This is a genomic window from Rhizobium sp. BK418 (assembly GCF_004341105.1).
Lineage (GTDB): Bacteria > Pseudomonadota > Alphaproteobacteria > Rhizobiales > Rhizobiaceae > Rhizobium.
On record NZ_SLZK01000004.1, the window covers coordinates 389,110 to 406,254 of the forward strand.

Consider the following 17,145-nt stretch of genomic DNA (forward strand, 5'->3'; position numbering starts at 1 on the left):
CAGAGACGATGCTTTGCAATTTCGGAATCGATCGATACATTATCGGAACACCAGGGAGGGGATTATGCTGGAGCGATCGACGGAACGCCTCGATATCGATCTTCTTGTCCTGCCGGACACCAATCTCATTCTCATTGCCTCCGTCATCGAACCGCTGCGCGCAGCAAACCGCATCTCCGGCAGTGAACTGTACCGTTGGCGCATTTTCACGCCTGACGGCGAAGCCATACCGACAACCAGCCACATTGCCATACCAGCTCAAGGAAGGTTCCAGACGACGGCATCGGACACGCCGCTCTTCGTGCTGGCGAGCTACAACTGGCGGCAGAGCGCGACAGCGGGCCTGAAGATGCAGCTATCGCAAGCGGCGCGCCACCGGACGATGATCGCCGGCATCGAATCCGGCACCTGGCTGCTTGCGGAAGCCTGCCTGCTCGACGACCTGTCGGCGACCGTGCATTGGGAGGATTACGAGGATTTCGCGCTCGCGTATCCGCAGGTGTCGGCGGTCAAGGATCGGTTCGTCATCGACGGCAAACGGCTGACGACGTCAGGCTCGCTACCGACCGTGGACCTGATGTTGGAGGTCATCCGGCGGCGCCAGAGCTATTCGCTGGCGCTCGAGGTCAGCCGGCTGTTCCGCTACGAGCAGCCATCCTTTCATCCAGACGAGGCGCTGTCGGCAGGCTTGCGCATGAATGATCCGCGGGTGGCCCACGCCGTGCGGCTGATGGAGGACAATATCGAGCAGCCGATCGCGCTGGCGCGCCTTGCCCGGAGGGTGGGGATCAGCGCCCGACACTTGCAGGATCTCTTCCAGGCCTCGATCGGTGCGCCGCCCCATATCCATTATCTCGCCCTTAGATTGAACGCGGCGCGGCGCAAGGTAGTAGAGACGACGGCGTCCTTCGCCGACATTGCAGCCGCGACCGGCTTCAATTCAGCTTCCGCCTTCGCGCGAAGCTATCGGGCAAGCTATTCCGAAAGCCCCTCGCAAACGCGGCGAAGGCTGCGGCGTCCGGTCAGACCATCGGAGGTCCAGCCATAGGCTGGAAGGCATCGCGCACCATCTCGGCAAGCTCGCGAACCGCTTCGCTGGACCTGAAGGTGTTGCGACGAAGCACGACTCTTGAGGAATCGACCGGCGGGAAGCCGTCTTCGGTCGTCAGTTCCCGGCAGCCGGGTGGGATGTTGCTGCGCGATAGCGTGGTGACGGCAAGACCGGCAGTCACGGCGTTCTTCAGTCCGGAGCTGGTATCGGCAATGAAGGCGACCCGGTAATTGCGCCCGAGCTGGTGCAGCGACTTCAATGCGAAGTCGCGACACCAACTCGAGTCCCGATAGGTTGCGATCGGCAACGGGTCGATGTCGTGCAGCCGGTGGACGATCGAGGTCACCCAGACGGTCGGGTCGATGCAGAGCACTTCACCACTCATCTGATCGCTCCAATCGAAGACGACGGCGAGATCGAGTTCGTCGCGTTCGAGGGCGGCGATATTGCGGACAGTATAATCGCAGGAGATCGTGACCTCGACAGCCGGATGACGCACGGCGAAGGCCGCAAGCGCTGCGGGCAGCACGGTCTGGCTATATTCCTCGGGAATGCCGATGCGAACCGGTCCGCCGAGCGGTTTGCTGCGGATCGTTGCGGCCGCCTCGCTCAGAAGATCGATGACACGGCGGGCATAGGGGACGAGCTGGACGCCCTGACGTGTCAGCACCACCCCTCGGGCGCCGCGTTCGAACAGTGTTTCGCCGATCGTGTCTTCCAGCTTCTTGATCGCCGCGCTGATCGCAGACTGCGTTCTGCCGACGCGCTGTGCAGCCGCCGAGAAATTGGTGGTCTCGACGACGACGAGGAAGGTCCGGAGAAGATCGCTCTCGATGGGCTCGCGCATGGACAGCCATAGAAAAAATCGATGACATCCATCTCTACTATTCGTTTGTCTGATGTCAATAGCGGGTGCAGAAAGGAGGTGCGTTCGACTTTTCCTCCTTCGAGACTAACTTGCGTGACCATTGACCATCCGGCCAGGCACCTCGGTGCCGGCGAGCGCGAGAAGGGCATCCTTCTCGTCATCGGGGCGACACTTGCCTGGAGTGCCAGCGGGGTCTACTCGCGGCTCCTGACGACAGATGTCTGGACGGCGATCGCCTGGCGATCGCTGTTCGGGGGGCTTTTCCTGCTGATCCCCTGCCTGTTCCTCGAAGGCGGGATATCACGAAAGCAGTGGCGTTCGGTCCTGCATCCGTCCGGTCTGGCGATGATTGTCTGCCAGACGGTCAGCCAGGGCTGCTTCATCGGGGCGCTCTATATGACCAGCGTCGCGAATGTGACGATGATCTATTCGACCGCACCCTTCATCGCCGCCCTGTTTGGATGGATCATTTTGAAAGAGGGTGTCGGAAGGCGCACGCTGATTGCCGGAGCCATTTCCCTTCTGGGTGTCGTGGTTATCGTTGCCTCGTCGATCGGCGGTGGCACCGGGGTCGGCGACCTGCTGGCGCTTGGGATGACGGTTTCCTTCGCGCTCGTCATCATCATCCCGCGCATCGATCCCGAGGTGCCGAGCCTGCCGCCGACAGTCGTCAGTGCCTTCCTGACGCTCGCCATCTTCGCTCCATTCGGCTCGGTCGGCTCGCTTGATCTTCACAACTGGATCGTGCTGGCTGCTTTCGGTGCGACCAATTTTTCGCTGGCGCTTGTGCTTTTCCTGGCCGGAGCCAAGCGAATGCCGCCGGCCGAAGCCGCCCTGATCGGGACGATGGAGATCGTGCTGACCCCGTTTTGGGTCTGGCTTCTGTTCTCCGAGCAACCGCCTATCGCCACCTTCTTCGGCGGCGCCATCATCTTCGCAGCCGTTCTCTGGCATACAGCCGTCGACCTCAGCTGTAGCCGACGGGCGCACGTCGGCTAGAAAGCGACGCCGATCTGATCGTCATTTCAGGCGGCATGGGTCAGAATGTGGTTCGATTGCCACTCCTACCCAAGCACGAGTGCGGACATGTCCTCCAAAGACCCCCTTCTGCAGTCGTTTCAACTCAAGCATCTGACGCTGAAAAACCGCGTCATGTCACCGCTCATGAGCCGGCCTACTCCGAAAATGGCATGCCGACGGATCGCTACCGGCTCTATCACAGGGAAAAAGTGAAAGGCGGCATTGCGCTCACGATGACAGCTGGATCGGCGGTCGCCGCACCAGTTCGGCGACATGTCCGATAGCCTCGATCCAGGCAAAGCCTGTGCGAGCCTTTCAGACCCGTTCCAATGGCAGGAAAGGCGGGGCGGGTAGTCTCTGCTCGATGACGTCACCGCCCTTCAAAACGATCGTCGTGATGCCTGCCTTGCGGATGACCTCGCCGTTTGGCCCGGCGCCGCTCATCCGCCATGCTGCTGCCGAGGAAACAAACCTCGACGGTTCGGGGCTTGGACGTGCAAAGCGTCGATATCTGCGAGACGGCGGAGCCTTCGTGCTTTTTGAACAAGGCGAAGTAGCCGAGCTTCTGCAGAGACTTGCTGTGAGATGATTACTGAGCCTTTCCTTAGCCGCGATGGATAGGCAGAGCTGAAACGAGAGGTAGTGAAATGGTCCGTCGGCAGCTTCATTCGGCCGGTGGACAATACCATATCGGCTCGCTTCGCTTTTTCTCGATTAGGCAGGGGGCGATCGAGCCCCCAGCCGCACTGACTAGGCTACGCCAAGCGGCGGTCCAGTGAATCGAAGGCGGTGCCTGCCGGCAGATTCTGCGATGCGATCCATATCCCGGGGGATCTGGAACTGGGCTTCGGCCATTTCAGCGAAAAAGCCTTCGAAGCCACCCGGCGTAAGGATGACAAGGTGCCGCGAGGGCCTGTCACCGATAACCCTGAAGGTGTGCTCCACTCCCCTCGGTACAAAGACCGTTTCGCCCGCCTTTTTGGTAACAGTCTCGCCTTCCAACCAGAATTCGCACAAGCCCGAAAGAAGAACGAAGGTTTCGTCCTCTCGCTCATGGATGTGACGTGGCGGTCCGCTTCCAAGGGGCGAGAGGCTGTCGACGATCGACATCGCCCCGCCAGTTGCTGCAGCTGTGAGAATAGTTCGATAGGTAACTCCCAGCCATTCAATCGTGTCTGGGCATTGAAGTAGGTCAATCATCGTTTCCTCCTTGTGAGAATGAAACGAAAGCGCTTTCGTCTTGTAGTTTCTACCATCACGTCCATTATTCAAAAAAATCGTTTGATGATATAGAAGCTATCGGTGAAATGAATTTCGTGACCTTTGATCTCAATCTTCTGCGTGTGCTCGACGCACTGTTGCGAGAAGGCTCGACAGTGAAGGCGGGTGAGAAACTGGGAATGTCCCAGTCAGCGGTTTCCGGCGCACTTTCCAGGCTGCGTCATGCGCTCGATGATCAGTTGTTCGTCCGTCATGGCCAAGGTTTGCGCCCGACGGATTACGCAAGAGGTTTGGCCCTGCCTCTTCGCGAGACGCTGGACAGGGTGGAGGCGCTGTTGAGCGGCACCTCTTTCGATCCTGTTAGCGCCAACCTCACCTTCAAGCTGGCAGGCAGCGATTTCTTTGCGGAGATGCTGATGCCGCGGCTGGCACGAGAGATTCATCAGCGTGCACCGGGTGTTCGGGTGCAATTGGTCGACCTCGTGCCAAACAGCTATATCGACTCGCTTGAACGGTATGAAGCCGACATGGTTCTCATCCCTGATGCAGAATTTCCAGACTGGATCGACCGACGTCCGCTATTCCGATCGTCCTTCACAACGATTGCCCGCAGAGGAAACGCTGCGATCGAAGCAGCCGGAATAGAGGCTGGCGCAGCCTTGCCGATCGACCTGTTTTGCGCCCTCGGACACATCCTCTTCTCGCCCGAAGGAAAAACAAAAGCCATGGGTGATGCAGCACTGGCCAAGATCGGACGATCCCGGAAGGTCGTCATGACGGTTCCCGTTTTCTTCGGCGTCTGCCGAGCTGTGAGCGAGAGCGATCATATTGCACTCGTCCCTCGTCAAATGGCCGAACGTTTGGCCGATCTTTTCGGGCTCTCCCTTTATATCCCGCCCATGCCGCTTCCGCCGGCACTCATTGTCGGCGCGTGGCACAAGCGCGCGACTGGCAACCCCGCCCATCGTTGGATTCGAAACCTGATCGCTGAGATATTGTTGCCGCTCAATGTCGGCGAGCAACCACTGCCGAACGAGACATACTGAGTCCGTGCGATGGTCACTCCCGGGTAGATCGTAATCGGGCGCCACCGTCGTGAAGTAGGCGATCAAATGCTCTGAAACTCGAGCATATTTGCCCGTCACGAGGGGTCAGATCAAGCGCACGAGCATGCGCCGCGGCCCCTTGTCGAGCCTGATCCAATGACCAAGCGCGATTGTCCTCGCCGGTCAGGAAACCGGCCGTCCTTTCGGATCGCCCTTGCGATCGAGCATGCTGCGATCGTTTAGAACTGCAGCTTCAGCGCTGCGCTGGCGCTGTGGCGGTTGAGACCATCGCCGAATTCTCCGCGGTAGGACACGGACAGGGTTGCTTGATTTGCTAGCTGAAGCGCCACTGACCCGCCCGCCAAGACCGTGTTTTCAATGTCACGCAGTCCTTTTATCGTAAAGCTGCCGCCGTTTTCGAATGTCAGATCGGAGCGCGGCACGTCCTGGTCGATGATCGTTCTCCAGGCGACGCCAAGACCGGCGGTCGCGGGCTTGCCAGCGATCATTGCCTGTCGCTCAGCCCGCAGGCCGATCGTGGTTGCAAAGATGTCTTCCAGTGCGCCGTCACCATAAAGCGACGCCGCCCCGCCTGTTTCCCGGAAGCTGTCGCGTCGGCCGATCGCAAGATCGAGCCTCCCAAAAGGCGAAAGCGTCAGATCATGGGGGACCGCGAAATCATAGGATGCCTCCGAGAAGACCTGTGCCGTGTTGCCGTGGTAGCTCGCCTCTTGCGTATCGGAAAAACCGTCAAAGGCAATATTCCGGCGCGTTTCGATATCATGCCAGCTGTTCGACGCACCAAGCTTCACCTGCAGATTGCCGATTTTATGGACGGCGTAGACGCCAAGGTGGACGCTGTCGATGTTCGCGGTCGAGCCGAGGTCGGATATGCGGAAAGAGGATTGTCCGAAACCGGCAAAGATTCCTGCCGACATATCGTCGATCATCCAATCTGCACCATAAAGCATCCCGCCCCGCGCGCTCGTTGTACTGGAGGCGTTTCCATCCGATCCCATCTCGGAAAAATTGCCGTAGGCGGTTGTCCACACTCTGGCACTGTTTCCAAACACCTCGTCCAGCCGGTCGTAAACGGCATTGCGAACGTCGTCCGCCTCGCCAAAAAGGCTGCTTTGAAGCGAGGCGTGGATTTCACCCGAAAGCTGGTCGAAAGCGTATCGTGCTTCGCCCCTGTCGGTGTAGAGGATGGCGTTGTAGAGCGCGAGGCTGCTTGAGCCGCTCGTCTGATCGAGAAAGTCGAGGCCCAAGGCGGATTGCTGCTGATTTTCCGTCAGCGCCGCACTCGGAAACAGGGAGCCAGGGCTAAGAGCAGTGCGAAGAGTCAATGTGACGTCAGTGGCCGAATAGCTGAGGAAAGACTTCAGAAATGCCGAATCGATCTCCAAATTCCCGAACGCGCCTGAGACGGTACCGGCCGACAGGATCTTGTAGGACTGGCCGTTGACGTAGCTGACTGCCGGATCCCACAGGATCGTCTGCATGCTGGCACCCTTCAGGAACGCGGTGCCGCTGACGACGACGCTGTCGCTGAGACCAGTGCTACCGATTTCAATTTCGAAGAGGCTGCTCGGATCCAAGGTCAGATCGCCTGCGACGGTCAAAGTCCCGATCGAATTGCCGGGAGCAAGAACGCTGTCTGCAGCAAGCGACGTGGCCCCGACAGTTCCCGTGCCTTGAAGCCTTGCTCCGGACGCGATGTTGACGGCGCCACTCAGGCTGCCGTTGACGGAAAGCGTTCCGCCGAGCACGTCGGTGTCCCCGGCGTAGCTGCTGCTGCCGTTCAGCCGAAACAGGCCCGTCCCGGTCTTGACGAGACCACCGTCTCCGGTGATAGAGCCGCCAAAAATGGAAGAGCTGTCGTCGCCGCCGACGGTCAAGATCGCGCCATTGGAAAAATTGACATTTCCTCCGGAAGACCCGGCGCCGGAAAGAGAGCCTATTGTTTCTGAGGCGGCGACATCGAGCCCGGAGCCGGCACGATCTGCAAGGTTCACGCGGGCGTCGTCGGCCAAGGCATTGCCATTCTGCACCGCCAGCCGCCCCTGTGCGATTTCGATGTCGCCGGAACGCGTGTTGTTGCCCGAAAGCGTGAGCGTGCCTGCCCCGGTCTTCGTCAGACGGCCCGTCCCGGAGACTGTCCCGGCAAATGTCACCGTATTACCGCTCGTATCGATCGTTCCACCGGCGCTTCCGATGACAACGCCTCTGGCTGCGGGAGAGGCCACGGTACCGAATGTTTGCAGCGTCGCGCCATCGAGGGTCAGGATGTTGGTGGCGCTCCCGTCGCCGAGAGAGGCGGAGGACGAGATGGAAAGCGTTCCTCCGAGCACATTCATTGCGCCCGAGAAACTGTTGTTGCCAAAAAGACCGACAGTGCCCGCACCCAGTTTCGTGATCGACCCGCTCCCGGATAGGACGCCGCTGAATGATCCGCTTGCGCCGGAACTGCCGACCGATAGGCTCGCGCTGCCGAGCAGGACGTTACCGTTACCCGAGAGGCTGGCGACAGCCTGATTGAAACCGGCCATGTTCACTTGCGCGCCGGTGCGTATCTCAAGCTGAGATGAGGCGGAAAGCGCGTTGGCGGCCATCAATTGCAATTCACCTGCCGATACGGTCGTCGCGCCCGTGTAGGACTGGCGGTTGGCCAGAGTGAAGGTGCCGGTGCCGGCTTTGGTCAGACCGCCATCACCAGATATTTCGCCGTTAAAGGTCGCGGAACTGTCACCGGCGCCGACTGACAGAACGGCATTGCTGGCGACCTCGACGGTGCCGCTGCCGGTCAACGCGTCTACAGCTTCGCTGGCATTTATGCCGAGCGCGCCGTCGAGGCGGATGTCGGCCGAGCCTGCGAACACGTTGCCGCCGTCCGCAGTCAGGGTCGCGCCCGAGAGGACGTTGATTGACAAAGCTCCCTGTGACTGTCCCGACCACCGAAAATCGCCGGCAATGGTCAGCCCGCCGCTCGCAACGATCGCGCCGGAATAGTCGCCCGATCCGATCGAAAGCGTTCCCGTAGTGCCGATGAACCCAGCGCCGTAGAGGCTGTTGAGCGACGCGTCATAGGTCCTCAAGTCGAGGACCGAGCCGGATGAGAGCTGAACCGAATCCAGCGCGGAGAGATTTGCAGCGGTACCCGCATCGAGAATGTTGAGCGTCCGATTGGCCGATAGCACGACGCCGCCGACATCGACAAACCTGCCCTGCCAATCTCCGCCCCGGCTGAAGATCACGCGGTTTGCGCCGTCGATCGTGCCATTGAAGGTGAAGTCCCGAATCTCCAGATCAGCGTTGCTGAGACGGATCGTGCCGTTGCCGGCAAGGGAGGCGATCCAATCGCTGTGTGTCCCCAGATCGATGGTTGCGCCGGATGCGACGGTTATCGCGCTGGACCGTAAAATCGCGCCTTGGCCTTGGCCTGGAACCACCAATGTACCGGAATCGACAAAAACGTCTTTGTCTCCGTCGGAAAAGAATATATCTGCAAGCGTGACGGTGCCGCTGTCGGCGCCGCCGCCGAAATGAACTTCCGCGCCCCCGCGGAGCCAAAACAGGTCTAGATTGAGGTTGCTTCCGGGGATGGCGGAGAAACGCACCGTGGCACCGCTCAAGATATCGATTTCCGGAACGAGATCGACGGTTCCGGCCGCCACGGACCTGATCCATCCCCCTGTCGACATGTCGACCTGATCCGTTCCCAGCTCGGAGCCATTGCTGATCTCAACATAAGAATTGAGCGAGGAATCGGCTCGGGCAGCAACCGCTGAGAGAAAGAAGGTGACAACGGCCGTACCGGCAGTGACGGAATGGAATGAAAAACGGCCGTGTGTTTTCATCAGAATCAGCTTTACCGAAAATTTGATCGCAAAAGCTGTATAAAGCGTCCCGTTGTGCGGCAGAGTCAAAACATTGCATGTATTATGTGAGCAGACGAATGAACTTGAACGAGACAGGCCTCTTTGCCGGAGTAGATGAGTTCGCAGCGGACAGTCTGTGGGTCGAGGCGGCGGCCTTGATGCAGCAGCCATCCTATGCGAGCGCGCTCGTGTCCTATTGCGAGGCAGTGACGGCCCGAGTGCCAAGACTATTGCCGGCCAACAAGCTGTTTGCTCGGAAGCAACGCTATCTCGTCTGCTTCGTACTGATTTGTCTTTATGTGCAATGGCTCGAAGGACGCGGCCCGGCACCAGCGCTTGCCCTTCTCCAGCGGTCGGCCCCGGGCAGCCCGCGCCAGATTTCCGACTTCATCACCGGATTGCGTGACCGCGGCCTTATTATTGCGACGTCGCTCGAAACGGACCGTCGCACGCAAATCCTCAAGCCCAGCCTGTTATTGATGCGCGAGATCGCCCATTCACCGCTCGCCATTCTGACAGCTTCCGAATTATGCGCGCCCCAGGTTCCGATCCGGCCGCAAGACCTGGGCATGGATGAAAATCTGCTTGCGTTCTGGCTAGCTCTCTCTGCCGAACGTTATGCGCGAAAGGACGATCTGTTTGGTCCTTTTCCGATCATCGTGCGACACAGCGAAAGAGATGCAGGTCATCTCGTCCTTTGTGCCGTCATGGTGGAGGCGTTGCGCCAGCCGGCCGCAATCCGCAAGGCCTCCGGAGGCCTATCCTATCGGGCGCTTGCCGAGCGCTTCGACGTATCGCGCCAGCATATCAGCAACATCCTCGACGAGGCGGCGGAGAAAGGCTGGTACTGCGTTTCTGCAGGTGGCGAACTGGCGCTCATGCCCGACGATACCCTCCTTCAGTTCGCGACCTGGGTGGCCGGGCAGATGGCGCACTACCGTCGCTTGACCTTGGCAATTGCCGCCAAGACAGCCGGAGCTCGCGTGACCGCCGACGCGATCGGCTCAGAGGCCTGAGCGTCCATATCCGGGATTTCCTTTCGCACGCTGCTTCGCCTACGCTGTCGTGAGCATCCGAACATTGCTTCGCCGATCAATAACGTCGAGCACAACATGGCGACCCGACCTGCTGATGGCGACGTCGACCGAACCATTGGTGATTTGCAGGCGCCGCAGGCTCACCTCGCCCAGGAAGGAAGACAGGTGCGGCTCGTTGATGCCTACCTGCCATGCATCGAAAACACGCCGACGGGAGTTACCGAAAAATTAACCCTGATGCATGCAGTCCAGGAACATTTGGAATTGCTAATAGTTGAAACTCCCCGACTGGTTTGGAAATATCCGCGCTTGGGTAGTAAAAGATACCAGTCGGAGGATGACGATCATGGTAAGGCGCGATGTCAGGTCCAGGCTCAATGGTTGGGATCATGAAGGCCTGGCCGGAGTCGGCCGTGTGGCGCCGCTGCCAGTCGACGCCAAAAGACCATCGTGAAGCACATTGTCTTTCAACGGAGTCGTCAAAGACGATCTGCGTAGGAAATGATGCGGACAAGGATCGCCTTCAGGCTGGGCCTGCCATGAAAATAGAGCGCCGAAGTCCGCTCATATGAGCGTTCGTAGAGCCGGAACGTCTCGGGGTCGGAAAGACTGAACGCGGGATTACTGTTAATGTCCTGATTGTCAGCCTTCGGGAAGCGCTTCTGCTTGTGCGCAATATACGACTTCGTGCCGATAAAAGCTCGCACGTCCGGTTGGTCGAGCAGGCAGTAGACGTCGTAGTAATGCCGGAGAAAATTGGCCGGGAACTGTCCAGTTTCCTGCTGCTTGCGATATTTGGTGGAAATGGCCTGGAGCTTCTCGACAAGTGTGTAGCGGACTCGTAGCAGGGCACGGCTAGCGCGCGATTATCGATCAGCTCGACGCGCGATGACGCGTAATCGAAAGCCCACGAGTTGATATTCTTGTTGATATTGGGCGCCACAGTGTCGAATCCGGCTTCGGGTAACACGCCCTCCTTGAGGTCCGATTTCGTTCCGGTTGTCTCGGGTAGTAGAGGCGGATGCCGCTGCGGCGATAACTTTCATTGTCGAACTCGGTATCGCGCTCGATCTTCTGGATGCCGTCGATCGTGATCGTCCTGGCGAGCCAGTCATAGAATGCTTTCCGGCCAGCGAGCGGTCTGCGGGTGAAACGCGAGCGCATTGATGCGCCAATTTCGGTCTTTCCCCGATATTGCAAGCTAAGCCATGCAATAATCCCGGTAAGGATAGTCGCAACGTCGCTGTCGCGCCTGTGCCCGACGACACATGGCGCTCTGGCGCTCGTTTGCGGCAAGTCAATGCACGAGAATGGGAAAGTGACATCTTCGTTGAAAATGGAACGAGTAAGACAAGGCCGCGACACTCGATGCAAAGACATATCTTCCTGCCACTTCTCACCTATCCGGACCCCACATTGGAGTTCATGATAGCCAACGCCGTGTCCCTCGCACGGCATATGAATGCTAGCTTGACGACCTCTGTCGTTGAGATTGTGATCCCGCATGTTTCAGCGGCGCTTGGCTCGCTGATCCTGGATCCTGTCAAACTGGCGCAGGAGGCTGAAGCGTTGAGCCGGCAGCGAGGCGCGTTTCTGGTGCAGAAGGCGATCGACGAAGCAAAGGCCGCCTCCGTGGAAATCCGGACGAGGAAGATGAGGGTCGGCGAACCATTCGTCCCCGGCATGCTTGCAGAAGCCGCACGCGCCTACGACCTCGTTCTGCTCGAAGCAGCCGGCTTGCACCGTGCAGTCGTTGAGGCCGTCCTGTTTGAATCCGGCCGGCCGCTCATGCTTTATCCTCGTCAGAGTTTCAATGGTAGAATGGACAGCGTGGCCGTCGCGTGGGACGGCAGCGCCTCTGCTGTCAGCGCGGTACACGATGCCGAGCCTTTTATCGAGTACGCCTCGAAAGTCTATCTTGTCTGCGTAACCGACGAGAAGGCCGTTGACGACGAGACCGGAAATCATCTCGTTGAAAACATGCACAGAAGCGGCGTCAAAGCGGAGATAATACACGCCCGGGCTGACGGCCAACCGGTCGGAGACGTACTGCAGGCAAAGGCGTTCGAGCTACGTGCCGATCTCCTCGTGATGGGTGGGTTCGGCCACTCGCGGCTGCGCGAATTCGTGCTCGGTGGAGCGACGAAATCGGTGCTGACGAACGTTCTTCTTCCCGTCTTCCTATCGCACTGAAGGTACATACATGTTCAAAGATCGACTTCGGAACCCTGAGCTCTGGGACCGGATCGTGAATGCCGATGACGCCGCGGCCTTAATTCATGACGGCATGACCGTGGGGATGAGTGGCTTCACGCGCGCGGGGGAAGCAAAGGCTGTCCCCTTGGCATTGGCCGAGCGCGCACGACGTGATCCGTTGAAGATCACCCTGATTACCGGCGCCTCGCTCGGCAACAATCTCGACAAGACGTTGGTCGAGGCACATGCAGTCGCGCGCAGGATGCCATTCCAATCGGACCCCGTCATGCGCAAAGCGATCAATACCGGTGAGGTCATGTTCATCGACCAGCACCTGTCGGAAACCGTCGAGTTCCTGCGCAGCGGTCAGCTACCGCCCGTCGATGTCGCGGTCGTCGAGGCGACAGCCATTACGGAAAACGGCTGCATCGTTCCAACGACATCGGTCGGCAACTCCGCGAGCTTCGCCATCCTTGCGCCGAAGGTGATCGTCGAGATCAACCTGTCGCAGCCGGAAGCCCTCGAAGGGCTCCACGATATATACATTCCCACCAAGAGGCCGACCCGAGAAGCTATTCCGGTCGTCGCTCCCGAAAGCAGGATCGGCTCGCCTTTCATTCCCATCCCTCCCGAGAAGATTGCTGCGATCGTGGCGACGGAAAACAGCGACAGCCCCTCTGCAGTGGAACCGGCTGATGCGGACACAAATGCCATCGCCGGACATCTCACCGAGTTCCTGACAAACGAGGTGCGGCGGGGTCGGCTGACAGAGAGGCTTTTGCCCCTCCAGGCAGGCATCGGCACGATCGCAAATGCGGTGCTGCAAGGTTTCGCGAACTCGCCGTTTCATGATCTCACCATGTATTCCGAGGTCCTCCAGGACTCGACATTCGACCTTATGGACGCCGGCAGGCTGAATTTCGCCTCCGGATCGTCCATGACGCTGTCGACGGACAAGCACCGGCGGGTTCTCGACGATATTGAGAAGTACAAATCTCGCCTCATACTCCGCCCACAGGAGATCAGTAATCATCCGGAAGTCATTCGCCGGCTCGGGATCATCGCCATCAATACTGCTTTGGAGTTCGACATCTACGGCAACGTGAACTCAACCCACGTCGGCGGCACGCATATAATGAACGGCATAGGCGGATCGGGTGACTTCGCTCGTAACGCCTACATGTCGATCTTCGTAACGAAGTCGCTTGCCAAGGGTGGCGCGATATCGCGCGTCGTGCCGATGGTCAGTCATGTCGATCACACCGAGCACGATGTCGATGTTCTTGTCACCGAAATCGGTCTTGCCGACATCAGGGGCCTCGCACCGCGGGAAAGGGCACGGGTCGTTATCGACAACTGCGTTCATCCAAAATACCGGGACGTCTTGGCGGACTACCTCAGACGCGCGATGCTTCGGGGCGGTCATACTCCGCATCTGATCGAGGAGGCGCTGGCATGGCAGGACAATCTGCGGGTAAACGGACGCATGTTGCCGGCCGACGGCTAAAGTCAGCCGGCCGGCTTCATGCGGCATCCTGCGACGCTTCAATCTTGTCGCTGGCGTCGCGGATCATTGCATACTTGACCTGTGTAACTTTGAGGTCGCGATACCAGTCCACCAAAGCGCCCCAGGGATCGGTTATCTTCGAAAGGCCTGAGACGAAGGCGACGATGGTGCCCACCTCGGTCTTTCCGGTGATCACGTAATAGCTGCCGAGAGCAAAAATCCCCGCATAGCCAAATTGCGTCATCAAATTCATCAGAAAGTTCATCGCGAACTTGAACATGTAGATATTCATATTGGTGGAAAACAACGACTGCACGCGCTCGGCTTGATCCTCGATCGCAGGGGTTGAAACATGTTCGATCATCCCCTCGCTGACATGCCGCATGACTGTGATCTTGTTTGCGACCAACCGGTTGATTGCCGACTGCATGAGAGGCACAAAGCCAACCTGCGGCAGGAAGACGGCGGCCACGGCAAGCGCCATCGGGGGCTGGAGGAAGATCATGTAGCCACCGACCGCTGCGAGAATCCCTGTCTGCAGCAATGGTTCCGAAATGCTTGTGCCGACGAAACCGCCGACCGGTTCAGCTTCGGCAAGAACGATCGAAAGCTGCACCCCTTCGGCGAGCGCGTCTGCGCGAAGCTGACGCGACCCCTCCGAGGCCAAGAGCACCGACATACGCAGCCATCGAATTGCCACCTCACCTATCCAGCCGCGATAAAGGTTGAGACCGAGCTTGGTCATTCCTTCAAGCAGTACGATGCCGAGATAGGAGACGACAAGAAGCGTGATCGTTTCGAACCTGGCTCCCTCTGTCGCGGCGTTGATGACACGCCGCTGGATTTCCAGTGGCGCGGTTCCAGCAAGAAACAGCAATGCCGAGAGCCCAGCCAACGCAAGCTGGTGTCGGCGGCCGATGAGAAACACGAAACCGAAGAGGTTACGAGGCATTGTCCAAGCAGCCATTCGTTGCGAAGTGATGGATTGAGCCCCGGTTTCGTCGATCTTCCATTTCCAAGCGCGACACGTGTAGCGCTGGCGGCCGGGTTCGGTCGACGAAGTTCTTGACCCAGAGGATACCGAGCACACTGGCCGTCATCAAAAACAGAATGATTAATAGGAGCCGTCGCAATAGTTCCTCCGGGAAGAATGGGCCTGCGCTAGGACGAATGCCGCTTCGGGGTTGCGGTGCCGAACCTTCTGCGCCTCCTCGTTCCGACCGGCACTGCAAGCTGTCGGAGAAAAAGAGGCGGTACGCGCGATCGCTCGTTGCTCTCGTAAGCGCGCGTCCGTTTTGATGCCGCCGGCTACGCAGTCTCCATTTCGGCGCCTGTCATCGTGATCACCTCACGTATCTTCGGATCGACGGCCAGGCGGAGGAATAACATCCCGAGGTGCGGCTCGATCCACGACAAAACGTCGACCATTTGATGCCTTTGATATTCTCGATAAGAACCTTGGCTGCGAGGCGTTCGCGCTCATCGAAAATCGTACCAGACAATTGCGCAACCCCGTCCTTCACGTGACAGCGGATGAAGCCATTGGCGGTCCAGCTCCGACTTGAGAGAGCCGCCTCGACGGCCGCCTGAAGTTCCGTATCGCCGAAGTCGACGAATGTCTTCGGCAGCAACTGCGAAAGCGCCCGCAACAAATCCGAACGGGACAGGATCCCGACAAGATGGCCGCCCGAGATCACAGGGAGCCTTTTGATATCGTGCTTTTCCATCAATGAAACGGCGTCGGAAATTGTAGCCTCCGGCGGAATCGTCACGGGGGTTGACGACATGACCTCTTCAATGCACCGACCGTGCGCATGAACATATTCATCGGCCAATTTACGGGGGCTTGTCAGCCAGTCGAGCAGCCAGGGGCGGCTGCGCTCAGTCTCGAGTTCGCCGCGGCGCAGGAAATCCCCGTCGCTGACGACGCCGACGACCCCGCCCTTCTCATCAACTACCGGAAGGCCGCTGATGCGGTTGTCCAGCATGAGCTTCGCGGCGTCCAGAACCGAGGTAGAGGGCGCAACCATGATTGGCGCGGAGGTCATGACGGATCGAACATTCATCGGCTTGTCTCCTTTAGACAAGATGTGGCAAGTCCCCGCGGCCTGGGTCAAACGGTAGCGCCTTCATCCCGTCGCTTCGTCTCTGCCGGGGCTGCGCCGCCAATGTCGAGAACCATTCGGCCCTCGATTGCCCCCTCTTTCAGAGCAGCGAAGATGGTGTTGATGTCATCAAGCGGTGCTTTCCTGATGTCGGCTCGCACCCTGCCGTCGGCTGCGAAGGCAAGCGCCTCGTCCAGATCCCGACGAGTTCCGACGATGGAGCCGCGCACTGTGATCCGCTTCAGCACGACCTCGAATATCGGCGTTGCAAAATCGCCCGGCGGCAGGCCGACAAGACTTATGGTGCCCTTTCTCCGAACCAGGCGCAACGCTTGTGAAAAGGCGGGCGGCGAAACGGCCGTGACCAGGACGCCGTGTGCTCCGCCGCTTGTGGTCTTCACAACCTTTTCGACCGTCTCTTCGGCCAAAGCGTTGAGCGCGAGATCGGCGCCGACCTGGCGAGCAAGATCGAGCTTGGCAGCCGAAATGTCGAGGGCGACAACCTTAAATCCCATAGCCTTTGCATACTGGATCGCGACGTGACCGAGGCCGCCAACCCCCGACACAGCCACCCATTCGCCTGGACGTGCCTCTGTTTCTCTCAAGCCTTTGTAGGTCGTCACGCCTGCGCAGAGAATTGGTGCAATCTCCGCAAAATCAGTTCTGTTCGGCAGTCGGGCAGCGAAGGCCGCGGATGCGATCACATATTCGGCAAAGCCGCCGTTGCAGCTGTAACCGGTGTTATGCTGATGCTCGCAAAGGGTCTCCCATCCGGTCTCGCAGTATTCACACCGAAGGCAGGCGTCATGCAGCCATGCGACGCCGACGGGATCGCCTTCCTTGAATTCAGTGACGCCGGGACCAAGCGCTGCGACGATACCGGCAGCTTCGTGTCCGGGAATAAACGGCGGTTTGGGCTTCACCGGCCAGTCACCGTCCGCCGCGTGCAGGTCCGTGTGGCAGACGCCGCAGGCCACGACCTTCACCAGGATTTCGCCTGGACCGGGAACCGGCACCGGCACGCACTCGATCGCCAGCGGCCGACCGAATTCGCGCACGACCGCCGCCTTCATCATCTTGCCCGTCATGATCTTCACCCCTTCAGTTGAACTTGGTAGGGATGATGACGCGCCGGGCGGCCAGAACATTGACCTAGAGCAAGTCGGCCGCCAAATCCGTGTCGGCCGGCGATCTTTTATCTGCGCAGTGGCACCTT

14 protein-coding genes are annotated in these 17,145 nt (G+C 59.2%); 7 read left to right on the forward strand and 7 right to left on the reverse strand.

What is annotated here, in order from left to right; translation table 11 throughout:
• The first annotated feature begins 64 nt into the window (after nucleotides 1-64).
• Nucleotides 65-1,048 carry a GlxA family transcriptional regulator gene (locus EV281_RS18735; RefSeq protein WP_132655014.1) on the forward strand — a complete coding sequence of 328 codons (984 nt, stop codon included), beginning with the start codon at nucleotides 65-67 and terminating at the stop codon, nucleotides 1,046-1,048.
• Here EV281_RS18735 and EV281_RS18740 read toward each other — a convergent pair.
• Nucleotides 1,023-1,898, reverse strand: a complete 876-nt coding sequence (locus EV281_RS18740) for a LysR family transcriptional regulator (protein ID WP_132655016.1) — start codon at nucleotides 1,896-1,898, stop codon at nucleotides 1,023-1,025. The genes EV281_RS18735 and EV281_RS18740 overlap by 26 nt on opposite strands.
• Before the next feature lie 114 nt (nucleotides 1,899-2,012).
• On the opposite strand from EV281_RS18740, the gene EV281_RS18745 reads away from it, so the two are divergent.
• The gene (locus tag EV281_RS18745) at nucleotides 2,013-2,918 is read left to right on the forward strand and encodes a DMT family transporter (RefSeq protein ID WP_132655018.1); all 906 of its coding nucleotides are present in this window, start codon (nucleotides 2,013-2,015) and stop codon (nucleotides 2,916-2,918) included.
• Between the two features lie 336 nt (nucleotides 2,919-3,254).
• On the opposite strand, the gene EV281_RS32010 is transcribed toward EV281_RS18745, so the two are convergent.
• A complete protein-coding gene (locus EV281_RS32010; RefSeq protein WP_281026869.1) occupies nucleotides 3,255-3,383 on the reverse strand; it encodes a hypothetical protein in 129 nt (42 codons plus the stop codon).
• Nucleotides 3,384-3,689: 306 nt separating this feature from the next.
• Nucleotides 3,690-4,139 carry a cupin domain-containing protein gene (locus tag EV281_RS18755; RefSeq protein ID WP_132655020.1) on the reverse strand — a complete coding sequence of 150 codons (450 nt, stop codon included), beginning with the start codon at nucleotides 4,137-4,139 and terminating at the stop codon, nucleotides 3,690-3,692.
• 107 nt (nucleotides 4,140-4,246) lie between these two features.
• Here EV281_RS18755 and EV281_RS18760 point away from each other — a divergent pair, with 107 nt between their 5' ends.
• The gene (locus tag EV281_RS18760; protein ID WP_132655022.1) at nucleotides 4,247-5,206 is read left to right on the forward strand and encodes a LysR family transcriptional regulator; all 960 of its coding nucleotides are present in this window, start codon (nucleotides 4,247-4,249) and stop codon (nucleotides 5,204-5,206) included.
• A gap of 239 nt (nucleotides 5,207-5,445) precedes the next feature.
• Here EV281_RS18760 and EV281_RS18765 read toward each other — a convergent pair whose 3' ends face one another.
• Nucleotides 5,446-9,063, reverse strand: coding sequence for an autotransporter domain-containing protein (locus tag EV281_RS18765; protein WP_165911923.1), 3,618 nt, complete (start codon nucleotides 9,061-9,063; stop codon nucleotides 5,446-5,448).
• Between the two features lie 98 nt (nucleotides 9,064-9,161).
• Here EV281_RS18765 and EV281_RS18770 point away from each other — a divergent pair, with 98 nt between their 5' ends.
• The 4 genes from EV281_RS18770 (at nucleotide 9,162) to EV281_RS18790 (ending at nucleotide 13,824) form a co-directional block, all read left to right on the forward strand.
• Nucleotides 9,162-10,100: a MarR family transcriptional regulator gene (locus EV281_RS18770; RefSeq protein WP_165911924.1), complete on the forward strand. Its 939-nt coding sequence runs from the start codon at nucleotides 9,162-9,164 to the stop codon at nucleotides 10,098-10,100.
• A gap of 96 nt (nucleotides 10,101-10,196) precedes the next feature.
• Nucleotides 10,197-10,514, forward strand: coding sequence for a hypothetical protein (locus EV281_RS31210; protein WP_165911915.1), 318 nt, complete (start codon nucleotides 10,197-10,199; stop codon nucleotides 10,512-10,514).
• Nucleotides 10,515-11,717: 1,203 nt separating this feature from the next.
• Nucleotides 11,718-12,314, forward strand: a complete 597-nt coding sequence (locus EV281_RS18785; protein ID WP_245508303.1) for a universal stress protein — start codon at nucleotides 11,718-11,720, stop codon at nucleotides 12,312-12,314.
• Between the two features lie 10 nt (nucleotides 12,315-12,324).
• Nucleotides 12,325-13,824, forward strand: coding sequence for an acetyl-CoA hydrolase/transferase family protein (locus tag EV281_RS18790; RefSeq protein WP_132655030.1), 1,500 nt, complete (start codon nucleotides 12,325-12,327; stop codon nucleotides 13,822-13,824).
• 16 nt (nucleotides 13,825-13,840) lie between these two features.
• On the opposite strand, the gene EV281_RS18795 is transcribed toward EV281_RS18790, so the two are convergent.
• The 3 genes from EV281_RS18795 to adhP form a co-directional block, all read right to left on the reverse strand.
• Nucleotides 13,841-14,776, reverse strand: coding sequence for an ABC transporter ATP-binding protein (locus tag EV281_RS18795; RefSeq protein ID WP_132655032.1), 936 nt, complete (start codon nucleotides 14,774-14,776; stop codon nucleotides 13,841-13,843).
• 391 nt (nucleotides 14,777-15,167) lie between these two features.
• Nucleotides 15,168-15,941, reverse strand: a complete 774-nt coding sequence (locus EV281_RS18800; RefSeq protein WP_312862157.1) for a CBS domain-containing protein — start codon at nucleotides 15,939-15,941, stop codon at nucleotides 15,168-15,170.
• Nucleotides 15,938-17,017: an alcohol dehydrogenase AdhP gene (gene adhP / locus EV281_RS18805; RefSeq protein ID WP_184327556.1), complete on the reverse strand. Its 1,080-nt coding sequence runs from the start codon at nucleotides 17,015-17,017 to the stop codon at nucleotides 15,938-15,940. The genes EV281_RS18800 and adhP overlap by 4 nt, the downstream gene beginning before the upstream one ends.
• Between the last annotated feature and the right edge of the window lie 128 nt (nucleotides 17,018-17,145).